The 11,505-nt window shown below is 50.7% G+C and carries 11 protein-coding genes; 5 read left to right on the forward strand and 6 right to left on the reverse strand.

Annotated features, from left to right (window positions below; translation table 11 throughout):
- Positions 1-79: 79 nt before the first annotated feature.
- Both degQ and degS read left to right on the forward strand, forming a co-directional pair.
- Positions 80-1,447 (forward strand): serine endoprotease DegQ, encoded by a 1,368-nt coding sequence (degQ, locus tag ACJHYD_RS10890; protein WP_001295271.1) that lies wholly within the window; start codon positions 80-82, stop codon positions 1,445-1,447.
- Positions 1,448-1,536: 89 nt separating this feature from the next.
- On the forward strand, positions 1,537-2,604 hold the full coding sequence (gene degS / locus ACJHYD_RS10895; RefSeq protein WP_000497723.1) for an outer membrane-stress sensor serine endopeptidase DegS: 1,068 nt from the start codon (positions 1,537-1,539) through the stop codon (positions 2,602-2,604).
- A gap of 62 nt (positions 2,605-2,666) precedes the next feature.
- Here degS and mdh read toward each other — a convergent pair whose 3' ends face one another.
- Positions 2,667-3,605, reverse strand: a complete 939-nt coding sequence (mdh, locus tag ACJHYD_RS10900; protein ID WP_001315036.1) for a malate dehydrogenase — start codon at positions 3,603-3,605, stop codon at positions 2,667-2,669.
- A gap of 434 nt (positions 3,606-4,039) precedes the next feature.
- On the opposite strand from mdh, the gene argR reads away from it, so the two are divergent.
- Together argR and yhcN are read left to right on the forward strand one after the other, a co-directional pair.
- The gene (gene argR / locus ACJHYD_RS10905; RefSeq protein ID WP_001257846.1) at positions 4,040-4,510 is read left to right on the forward strand and encodes a transcriptional regulator ArgR; all 471 of its coding nucleotides are present in this window, start codon (positions 4,040-4,042) and stop codon (positions 4,508-4,510) included.
- A gap of 364 nt (positions 4,511-4,874) precedes the next feature.
- Positions 4,875-5,138, forward strand: coding sequence for a peroxide/acid stress response protein YhcN (gene yhcN / locus ACJHYD_RS10910; protein ID WP_000695690.1), 264 nt, complete (start codon positions 4,875-4,877; stop codon positions 5,136-5,138).
- Positions 5,139-5,193: 55 nt separating this feature from the next.
- On the opposite strand, the gene ACJHYD_RS10915 is transcribed toward yhcN, so the two are convergent.
- The 4 genes from ACJHYD_RS10915 to aaeX all read right to left on the reverse strand — a co-directional run bounded on the left by ACJHYD_RS10915 (position 5,194) and on the right by aaeX (position 8,674).
- A complete protein-coding gene (locus tag ACJHYD_RS10915; RefSeq protein ID WP_001029005.1) occupies positions 5,194-5,466 on the reverse strand; it encodes a barstar family protein in 273 nt (90 codons plus the stop codon).
- A gap of 91 nt (positions 5,467-5,557) precedes the next feature.
- Positions 5,558-7,525, reverse strand: a complete 1,968-nt coding sequence (gene aaeB / locus ACJHYD_RS10920; RefSeq protein WP_000510962.1) for a p-hydroxybenzoic acid efflux pump subunit AaeB — start codon at positions 7,523-7,525, stop codon at positions 5,558-5,560.
- Between the two features lie 5 nt (positions 7,526-7,530).
- Positions 7,531-8,463 (reverse strand): p-hydroxybenzoic acid efflux pump subunit AaeA, encoded by a 933-nt coding sequence (gene aaeA / locus ACJHYD_RS10925; RefSeq protein WP_000854033.1) that lies wholly within the window; start codon positions 8,461-8,463, stop codon positions 7,531-7,533.
- Positions 8,464-8,470: 7 nt separating this feature from the next.
- A complete protein-coding gene (gene aaeX / locus ACJHYD_RS10930; protein ID WP_000051841.1) occupies positions 8,471-8,674 on the reverse strand; it encodes a p-hydroxybenzoic acid efflux pump operon protein AaeX in 204 nt (67 codons plus the stop codon).
- A gap of 182 nt (positions 8,675-8,856) precedes the next feature.
- Here aaeX and aaeR point away from each other — a divergent pair, with 182 nt between their 5' ends.
- Entirely contained in the window at positions 8,857-9,786 is a 930-nt protein-coding gene (gene aaeR / locus ACJHYD_RS10935; protein WP_000440317.1) for an HTH-type transcriptional activator AaeR, read from the forward strand.
- A 126-nt stretch (positions 9,787-9,912) separates the two neighbouring features.
- On the opposite strand, the gene tldD is transcribed toward aaeR, so the two are convergent.
- Complete coding sequence (gene tldD, locus ACJHYD_RS10940; RefSeq protein WP_000055909.1) at positions 9,913-11,358, reverse strand: metalloprotease TldD; 1,446 nt, start codon at positions 11,356-11,358, stop codon at positions 9,913-9,915.
- Between the last annotated feature and the right edge of the window lie 147 nt (positions 11,359-11,505).

The raw sequence follows: 11,505 nt of genomic DNA on the forward strand, positions 1-11,505 counted from the left end.
TGTTAGCCGTCTGAAAATTCAATAACATCAAACTGTTTTGAATCTCTTTTCTTATCATTCAGGTACGAGAGCAGGAATAATGAAAAAACAAACCCAGCTGTTGAGTGCATTAGCGTTAAGTGTCGGGTTAACTCTCTCGGCGTCATTTCAGGCCGTCGCGTCGATTCCAGGCCAGGTTGCCGATCAGGCCCCCCTCCCCAGTCTGGCTCCAATGCTGGAAAAAGTGCTTCCGGCAGTGGTGAGCGTACGAGTGGAAGGAACGGCCAGTCAGGGACAGAAAATCCCGGAAGAATTCAAAAAGTTTTTTGGTGATGATTTACCGGATCAACCTGCACAACCCTTCGAAGGTTTAGGCTCCGGTGTCATCATCAACGCCAGTAAAGGCTATGTGCTGACTAACAACCATGTGATTAATCAGGCACAGAAAATCAGTATTCAGCTCAATGATGGGCGCGAGTTTGATGCAAAACTGATTGGTAGCGATGACCAGAGCGATATCGCCCTGTTGCAAATTCAAAACCCGAGCAAATTAACGCAAATCGCTATTGCCGACTCCGATAAATTGCGCGTCGGTGATTTTGCCGTGGCGGTCGGTAACCCATTTGGCCTTGGGCAAACCGCCACCTCTGGCATTGTGTCAGCATTAGGCCGCAGTGGGTTGAATCTTGAAGGTCTGGAAAACTTTATCCAGACAGATGCTTCCATTAACCGCGGTAACTCCGGCGGTGCACTGTTAAATCTTAACGGTGAGTTAATTGGCATCAACACGGCAATCCTTGCGCCTGGTGGCGGGAGCGTCGGGATTGGATTTGCCATCCCCAGTAATATGGCGCGAACACTGGCGCAGCAGCTTATCGACTTTGGTGAAATCAAACGCGGTCTGTTAGGCATCAAAGGCACAGAGATGAGTGCCGATATCGCCAAAGCCTTCAACCTTGACGTGCAGCGTGGCGCGTTTGTCAGCGAAGTGTTGCCAGGTTCTGGCTCGGCGAAAGCGGGCGTCAAAGCGGGCGATATTATTACCAGCCTCAACGGCAAACCGCTGAATAGCTTTGCTGAGTTGCGCTCTCGTATCGCAACCACCGAGCCGGGCACGAAAGTGAAGCTTGGCCTGCTGCGTAACGGCAAACCACTGGAAGTAGAAGTGACGCTTGATACCAGCACCTCTTCGTCGGCCAGCGCTGAAATGATCACGCCAGCGCTTGAAGGTGCAACGTTGAGCGATGGTCAGCTAAAAGATGGCGGCAAAGGTATTAAGATCGATGAGGTTGTCAAAGGAAGCCCAGCTGCTCAGGCTGGCTTGCAAAAAGACGATGTGATCATTGGCGTCAACCGCGATCGGGTGAACTCGATTGCTGAAATGCGTAAAGTGCTGGCGGCAAAACCGGCCATCATCGCCCTGCAAATTGTACGCGGCAATGAAAGCATCTATCTGCTGATGCGTTAATGTCGTAAACCGGGCATCAGGCTGACGTGTGATGTCCGGTTAACTCGTGGTATGCTGCTGCCGTTCCCTTTTTTAATGACGCCTCCATCATGTTTGTGAAGCTCTTACGTTCCGTTGCGATTGGATTAATTGTCGGCGCTATTCTGCTGGTTGCCATGCCTTCGCTGCGCAGCCTTAACCCGCTTTCCACTCCGCAATTTGACAGTACCGATGAGACGCCTGCCAGCTATAATCTGGCGGTTCGCCGCGCCGCGCCAGCGGTGGTTAACGTTTACAACCGTGGTTTGAACACCAACTCTCACAACCAGCTTGAGATCCGCACCCTGGGATCCGGTGTAATCATGGATCAACGCGGTTATATCATCACCAATAAACACGTCATCAACGACGCCGATCAGATCATCGTCGCCTTACAGGATGGACGTGTATTTGAAGCATTGCTGGTGGGATCTGACTCTCTAACCGATCTGGCGGTACTTAAAATTAATGCCACTGGCGGTTTACCTACCATTCCAATCAATGCACGTCGCGTACCGCACATTGGCGACGTGGTACTGGCGATCGGTAACCCGTACAACCTCGGGCAGACCATTACCCAGGGGATTATTAGTGCCACGGGTCGAATCGGTCTGAACCCGACCGGGCGGCAAAACTTCCTGCAAACAGATGCTTCCATTAACCACGGTAACTCTGGCGGCGCGCTGGTGAACTCGCTGGGCGAACTGATGGGCATTAACACGCTGTCGTTTGATAAGAGTAACGATGGCGAAACGCCGGAAGGTATCGGCTTTGCGATTCCTTTCCAGTTAGCAACCAAAATTATGGATAAACTGATCCGCGATGGTCGCGTGATCCGCGGCTACATTGGTATCGGCGGACGTGAGATCGCACCACTGCACGCGCAGGGCGGTGGTATAGATCAACTGCAAGGGATCGTGGTTAATGAAGTGTCACCTGACGGCCCGGCGGCGAATGCGGGTATTCAGGTCAATGATTTGATTATTTCGGTGGATAACAAACCGGCCATCTCTGCTCTGGAGACGATGGATCAGGTGGCGGAAATTCGCCCTGGCTCGGTGATCCCGGTTGTAGTGATGCGTGATGATAAGCAGTTAACGCTGCAGGTCACCATTCAGGAATATCCGGCAACCAATTAAGTCGTGCGCTCAAAACAAAAAACCGGAGTCTGTGCTCCGGTTTTTTATTATCCGCTAATCAATTACTTATTAACGAACTCTTCGCCCAGGGCGATATCTTTCTTCAGCGTATCCAGCATACCTTCCAGCGCGTTCTTTTCAAATGCGCTCAGAGTGCCGATAGATTTACGCTCTTCCACGCCGTTTTTACCCAGCAGCAGCGGTTGAGAGAAGAAACGTGCGTACTGACCGTCACCTTCAACGTAGGCACATTCGACAACGCCTTGTTCACCTTGCAGTGCGCGAACCAGAGACAGGCCAAAACGTGCAGCTGCCTGGCCCATAGACAGGGTTGCAGACCCGCCACCGGCTTTCGCTTCAACCACCTCAGTACCCGCGTTCTGGATACGTTTGGTCAGATCAGCCACTTCCTGCTCGGTAAAGCTAACGCCAGGAACCTGTGACAGCAGCGGCAGAATGGTAACACCAGAGTGACCGCCAATAACCGGCACTTCAACTTCGCCTGGCTGTTTGCCTTTCAGTTCCGCAACAAAGGTGTTGGAACGAATGATATCCAGCGTGGTAACGCCGAACAGTTTGTTTTTGTCATAAACACCGGCTTTTTTCAGCACTTCAGCAGCAATCGCAACTGTGGTGTTAACCGGGTTAGTGATAATACCAATGCACGCTTTCGGGCAGGTTTTCGCAACTTGCTGTACCAGGTTTTTCACGATGCCGGCGTTAACGTTAAACAGGTCGGAACGATCCATACCCGGTTTACGCGCTACACCTGCAGAGATAAGAACGACATCTGCGCCTTCCAGCGCCGGAGTCGCATCTTCACCAGAAAAACCTTTGATTTTCACAGCAGTAGGGATATGGCTCAGATCGACAGCCACACCGGGAGTCACTGGAGCGATATCATACAGAGAGAGTTCTGAACCTGAAGGCAGTTGGGTTTTTAACAGTAGTGCAAGCGCCTGGCCAATACCGCCAGCAGCGCCGAGGACTGCGACTTTCATCCTAAACTCCTTATTATATTGATAAACTAAGATATGTTGCTCCGCTGCCGCGACCTTAATCCACAAAATTGCCGTTTACAATGACCACATCTCAAGAATGTGTAGTCACGCAAGTTTAGCGTTTATGCATTTAATTGCCGTAATCAGGAACCTAACTTACGTAATTAACAGTCGCTTATGCATTAGCGCAACATTCCAACAGGTGGTGACAATATACCCTACCGTTCAGCCAAAACAACATCAATTTGATAACAATTAATTTACTTTTAAGCAGAATTTGCATGCCGTGACGCAGGCATGTTTCTCAATAACGAAATTTGATAAAATCCCGCTCTTTCATAACATTATTTCAGCCTTCTTCAGGGCTGACTGTTTGCATAAAAATTCATCTGTATGCACAATAATGTTGTATCAACCACCATATCGGGTGACTTATGCGAAGCTCGGCTAAGCAAGAAGAACTAGTTAAAGCATTTAAAGCATTACTTAAAGAAGAGAAATTTAGCTCCCAGGGCGAAATCGTCGCCGCGTTGCAGGAGCAAGGCTTTGACAATATTAATCAGTCTAAAGTCTCGCGGATGTTGACCAAGTTTGGTGCTGTACGTACACGCAATGCCAAAATGGAAATGGTTTACTGCCTGCCAGCTGAACTGGGTGTACCAACTACCTCCAGTCCATTGAAGAATCTGGTGCTGGATATCGACTACAACGATGCAGTTGTCGTGATTCATACCAGCCCTGGCGCGGCGCAGTTAATTGCTCGCCTGCTGGACTCACTGGGCAAAGCAGAAGGTATTCTGGGCACCATCGCTGGCGATGACACCATCTTTACTACCCCTGCTAACGGTTTCACCGTCAAAGACCTGTACGAAGCGATTTTAGAGCTGTTCGACCAGGAGCTTTAATCTCTGCCCCGTCGCTTCTGGCGGCGGGGAAAATGTTGCTTATCCCTCTCAACCCCCTGCTTTCCTCTCCGATTAATTTAACGAATAGTGCGTTTTACTGCGACATGTCATTCACACAATGAATACATACGGTAAAAAAAGCACATTATGCAAAATTCATTATCTAATTGAAAACAATAGAATTAATAATAAATAACCGTGTTTTTAATTCTTTTTTGTTATTAAAACTCACATTTTTAACACTTAGTATCAACTGAAACAGTTAGCGTGGTATTAATTAGTTCAATAATTAGTGTATACTTGATTTTGTGATATGGGTCACGAAACAAAGGCCCAGCTAAAAGATTATGTCGAGGTAAAAATCATGAAAATCAAAACCACTGTTGCTGCATTAAGCGTACTTTCTGTTCTCTCTTTCGGTGCATTCGCTGCCGACTCCATTGATGCTGCACAAGCACAAAATCGTGAAGCAATCGGGACCGTATCCGTAAGTGGTGTGGCGTCTTCGCCAATGGATATGCGTGAAATGCTGAACAAAAAAGCGGAAGAGAAAGGCGCAACGGCCTACCAGATTACTGAAGCTCGTAGCGGTGACACCTGGCACGCTACGGCTGAACTGTACAAATAAACCCTCATCGTCTTGTCCGACGATATTGCCCCCGGTTCGGGGGTTTTTTTTTGCGCTAATGACGAACATTAAAACGCAAATGCCCTTCCAGCTCTTCCTCTGCCTCATCAAACAGCAATATTAACGCGCCAAAACGGCGACGCGTTTTCTCTCCCAGATGAACAAATTCAATCTCAAGTGGTAGCGGCAGGACATCGTTCATTAACACATCCCATAGTGAGTCGAGATCGCGTACCTTATCTTTCGCCAGACCAAAGGCTTGGCTGAAGTCGCGATAAAAATCCTCCTGACTCTCAATCTCATCAAAATCAAAGGTATAAATATTCATCTGTTGCCACCGTCACGTTTCGCGGCGAGTTCTGCCGTTCATCGCTAAGTATAGCCATGAAAAAACCGACGCTTTTGGCGTCGGTTTTGACTTAACTATCGGTCAACGCATGTTGATACTTATGGAGCATCCCCGCCAGCCGATGAACCGGTTCCGTCACCTGCGGTGGCGCTTGCCAGATGCGTAGCTTTTCCTGATAGATTTCAAGTTCTTCCAGCAACTGGCCAAAGTACCGACGACGTTTATCATCGCTACGGGCAGATATCACATGGTCTGCTGTGCGGCGCATTTGTCGGTGAAACGCCGATAAATCCTCGTTAACCGGGATCGGCGCATCACGCAGGCGCTGGTGCGCGATAATCATCGTCAGCGCCAGGCGAAATTTCGGCAAATCCCCTGGGAACTTATTCATCAGCAAAAACAGCTGCTGATAAAGTGCCGGGAGGTGGTTCTCTTTACGACGTGCCACATTGGTAGTCATCGCGGAAACAGCAGCAGAAACGAACTGATTAAGCAGTACACGTCCAGTCCTGTCGCGCGATTTATCCCGCACCAGCAAAATAACGGTGAACGCGAGCACACAGCCGACGATTTGCCCTAATGCGCTGTCGAGAAACTGACTGAAATGGAAAGTCATCGGGTTATCCAGCACGATAATATTTATGGTGCTGGCCAGCGCCCCCATCGAGCCCAGTCGCCGTTTCTGTACTTCTATACCGAGGAAGAATCCCAGCACTGCCAGGCTAATACACAGCAGCAACATGCTCTGTTGAGTATTAGGGATAATCACCAAAAAGTAGAGCAGCCCTAACGGCAGCGCTGCCAGCGTCCCGTAGATAAAGTCGATCGCCACCATGCGTGGATTCGGCAAACGCATTGCCAGTGACGTCACTACCGCAATCATCACCATTGCACCACTGCCGGAAGTCCAGCCCGTCCACAGCCAGAAAAGCGTCCCCAGAATGCAGGAAAGTGTGGTTCGCCAGAAGTTAACCATCGCATGATGACGTTCGGCTGACTCTACTTTGACTTCCGGTTCGCCTTGCAGGATCTCTTCTTCGGTGGCGTTGATTTTTGTGTTACTGATAACGCCGCGCTTGAGAAGCTGATAACGCGTTGCCGCCGCGACCCAGCTATAAATGGTGACAGGCGTTTCCCGTTCCCCAGTCCAGGCGATAACTCTCCGCAGGCGTTTGAGCTGCTTGTGGACGTCCTGCGCGGTTTCTACCGGCGTGTCAAAAAATTCGCGGAAAGTATCAGTGATCAATTCCGGGCGCGTATTCTGAATAAGATAAGTTTCGCAGGATTGTGTAATCAGCGTCAGCGATAGCGTATTAATCGCTTTTAAACGTCGATTGGCCCGCGCCCAGCGGGAAGATTCCATATTCAGGTTGCTGCGCATACCTTGTAACGCCGTGGTGCGTCGCACCAGATCGCCCCAGGCTTTATCGACAACTTCACCATCGCCATGCTTGATACAGAGTTGCATTAATTGATATTGCGCGACCAGCAAACTTTCCAGCTCTCGATCCACTTCTTGTTTGATCGATCGCGGAGAAAAGAGCAAATCCGCCATAATGGCACACACAATACCGATAACGATCTCGCTACAACGTTCGACGGCAAACTGCGGCGTAAGCAATGGTTCCGGCTGAATGGTGATCACAATGATCAGCGCGGTATAACCGGCCAGCCCCCACGCATACGAGTTTTCTATTCGTACCAGCGAGGATATCCAGGTACAAAAACCGGCCCAGATACAGCACACCAGAATCATCAATAATGGTGCACGGATCATCGCAATAATGATCACCAGTCCGGCAATACAGCCAATAAATGTGCCGATGATGCGCAAAAAGCCACGATAGCGAATAGCGCCAGAATACGGTTCACCTCCCGCAGCAAAGGCCGGACCGGCGGCAACAATCGCCGCTGTCAGTACTGCCCAGCGTGGCGTTTCCAGCTGGAAGTGAAAGCCAACAAACAGCGCCAGTACAATGGCGGTCGCCAGTTTTACCGCAAAGCGAATATGTTGGTTAGCAATGGAGAAAATACCCATCGTGATTAACCAAACTCACGCAGGCGATGGGCCATTTTACGGAAGAACGAATCCTGGCTTTCGTCGCGATCTTGTTTGCCAGTGACCACCACTGTAGCAGTGGTGCCCGCAGGCCAGATGTTCTCTTGCTGGTTGTCGAGACGAATACGAACCGGAACACGTTGCGCCAAACGCACCCATTCAAGGTTAGAGTCGATGGTCGCCATCCCTTTGTCGTCACGCGTGCTGCTGGCGTTGGTGACCCCTGCGGCAACACTATCAACAGTCCCTTTTAGCACTTTGTTACTGCCAAGCGGCGTGATCTCTGCACGATACCCAGGGCGCACCCCTTCCAGCTTAGTTTCTTCCATATAGGCCAGTACATAGAAGGAGTTCTGTTTCACCAGCGCAACCGCCGTTGATCCACGGGTAATAAACTCACCGGTATAGACGTTGAGGTTGGTCACCCAGCCATCTGCTGGCGCGCGGATCACCGTGCGTTCAAGATCCAGTTTTGCCAGATCGCGGGTCGCCTGCGCTTTCGCTAACTGATGCAGAACTGTTTGTAGTACGTTGTTGGCCTGGTCGATCTCTTCGCGGGACATCGCCTGCACACCGAGACGGTTACGACGTCCTGCCTCCTGGCGTTTCTCCTGTGCCAGTACCTGATAATAAGCAACATCGGCTTGCGCTTCCTCAAGCGCCTTTTGATAGCGCGGCTGGTCGATGGTGAACAGTACCTGTCCTTTTTTCACCAGCTGGTTATCATGAACATTCACCTGGGTGATAAGTCCAGAAACGTCCGGCGCGATCGCAACGACGTCAGCGCTAAAGCGCGCGTCACGCGTCCACGGGGATTCGGTGTAATAGACCCAGGCATTAAAAATTGCGATGAAGGCCAGAATGACTAATACGACCGTGATGGCCGTACGGGAGAATTTTCTTATTAGTGTTTTCACTTCAACCTCAAACGAACAGTCGCGATATCAAATAAAACAAGCAGCAATAGAGCGCGGTGTTGAACAACGCCGGATGCCAGACAAAGTCGTAGATACCTGTTGGCACAAGTACCCGGCGCACCAGCCAGAAAATCGCCAGTGATAAAAGCAATTCAAAAAATATCGGTGGGAAGGACAGCCCAAACACCACGATAACGGGAAACAGACTCATGTTGACCTTGGTTGTATAGAGAGAGCAGGCGTTATTATTTTCAGCATCTGTCGCCGCAGAGAAGGGCATGGAAAGCCGGGCGAGAGCAACATTGCTGTAGATTGATATTTAATATATTAGCGTAACTGTTATGCTGTTATCTATATTATGTGATCTAAATCACTTTTAAGTCAGAGTGAATAATGGAACGACTAAAACGCATGTCGGTGTTTGCCAAAGTAGTTGAATTTGGCTCTTTTACCGCCGCCGCCAGACAGCTACAGATGAGCGTTTCGTCCATCAGTCAGACGGTGTCAAAACTGGAAGATGAGTTGCAGGTAAAGCTGTTAAACCGTAGCACACGCAGCATTGGCCTGACCGAAGCCGGTAGAATTTACTACCAGGGCTGCCGTCGGATGCTCCATGAAGTGCAGGATGTTCATGAGCAACTGTATGCCTTCAATAACACCCCCATCGGGACGCTGCGCATTGGCTGTTCTTCAACTATGGCACAAAATGTTCTCGCCGGGCTGACAGCAAAAATGCTGAAAGAATACCCAGGTTTGAGCGTCAATCTGGTTACCGGAATTCCTGCCCCCGACCTGATTGCCGACGGTCTGGATGTGGTGATCCGCGTCGGCGCGTTGCAGGATTCCAGCCTGTTTTCCCGCCGTCTGGGCGCGATGCCAATGGTGGTGTGCGCCGCGAAAAGCTATCTCACACAATACGGCATACCGGAAAAACCCGCCGATTTAAGTAGTCATTCATGGCTTGAATACAGCGTGCGACCCGACAATGAATTTGAACTGATCGCACCGGAAGGGATCTCGACTCGCCTGATCCCGCAAGGGAGATTTGTGACTAATGATCCGATGACGCTGGTGCGCTGGCTGACTGCAGGCGCTGGGATCGCCTATGTGCCGCTGATGTGGGTGATCAACGAGATCAATCGCGGGGAGCTGGAGATCCTGCTGCCGCGTTACCAGTCAGATCCACGCCCGGTTTATGCGTTGTATACCGAAAAAGATAAGCTGCCGCTGAAGGTACAGGTCGTGATCAACTCACTGACGGATTATTTTGTTGAGGTCGGTAAATTGTTTCAGGAAATGCACGGGCGCGGGAAAGAGAAGTAATTCATATTGTACTGTTACGTTGTACAAACCTGTGCCAATGGGTTCCCCTCACCCTAACCCCAGAGGGGGAGGGGACCGTTCGTGCACGTAGAAGGATTAATTATCCTTCTGAAAATACTGAAATTATTACGCGGTACCGCCAACAGTCAGGTTATCAACTTTCAGCGTTGGCTGGCCCACGCCAACCGGCAAACTTTGCCCTTCTTTACCGCAGACACCCACGCCGTTATCCAGTTTCAGGTCGTTGCCAACCATCGAAATCTGCTGCATGGTTTCGATACCGGAACCAATCAACGTCGCGCCTTTCACCGGCTTCGTTACTTTACCGTTTTCAATCAGATACGCTTCTGAAGTGGAGAAAACGAATTTGCCGGAGGTGATATCCACCTGACCGCCACCAAAGTTCGGTGCATAGATACCGTACTCAACGGATTCAATAATTTCCTGCGGGGTCGATTTACCCGGCAGCATATAGGTGTTGGTCATACGCGGCATCGGCAGATGAGCGTAGGATTCACGGCGACCGTTGCCAGTCGGCGTCATCCCCATCAAACGCGCGTTGAGTTTATCCTGCATGTAGCCTTTCAGGATGCCATTCTCAATCAGCACGTTGTACTGGCCTGGCGTACCTTCGTCATCAATCGCCACCGAACCACGGCGATCGACCATCGTGCCGTCATCAACCACGGTACACAGTTCAGAAGCCACCAGCTCCCCGACCTGTCCACTAAATACTGAAGTGCCACGGCGGTTGAAGTCGCCTTCCAGACCGTGCCCCACCGCTTCATGCAACAGCACGCCCGGCCAACCTGCGCCAAGTACTACCGGCATGGTGCCCGCTGGTGCAGCAACGGCAGAAAGATTGACCAGCGCCATACGCACAGCTTCTTTTGCCCATGCATCCGCACGGACTTCACCGTCGAGATCGGCAAGGAAGAACTCATAACCAAAACGACCGCCGCCGCCACTGGCACCGCGTTCGCGTTTGCCATCTTCTTCGACCAGAACGCTCACGGAAAGACGCACCAGCGGACGGACATCCGCCGCTAGCGTGCCGTCGGTGGCCGCAACCAGAATTAATTCATAGACACCACTGAGGCTGGCAGTCACTTCCTGTACGCGCTTGTCCGCTTCGCGGGCAACCTTATCGACGCGACGCAGGATATCCAGCTTCTCTTCACGGCTCATGCTTTGCAGCGGATCTACCGAGGTATACAACGGGCTATGCTCTACCGCGCCCAGCGTCTGTACTTTGCCATCACCACTATCACGGACGATGGTGCGCGCCGCTTGCGCACTCTGTTCCAGCGCCAGCAGGCTGATTTGGTCTGCGTAAGCAAATCCGGTTTTTTCACCGCTGATTGCACGCACACCAACGCCCTGGTCGATGTTGTAAGAACCATCTTTAATAATGCGGTCTTCTAAAACCCAGGATTCGTGATAGCTCGACTGAAAATAGAGATCGCCATAATCAAGGCGACGTTCGGCCAGTTGACCGAGGATCGCGAACAAGTCCTGATGTTTCAGGCCGTTCGCCGCTAGCAATTGTTCACTTACCAGGTTAAGACTCATCGTTTTTGCTACTCGTTAGTTACTGCAGTAGAGGATTTTTTACGGCTGCCGGATGCGGCGTGAACGCCCTGTCCGGCCTACGGTTATGTTCTGGCTCGTTGGCCTTTGGCAACGATTATCATATGAGATTGGGGCAATTACGCGCCC

The sequence above is a fragment of the Escherichia sp. WS1368 genome (assembly GCF_046487485.1).
Classification (GTDB): Bacteria; Pseudomonadota; Gammaproteobacteria; order Enterobacterales; family Enterobacteriaceae; genus Escherichia; species Escherichia coli.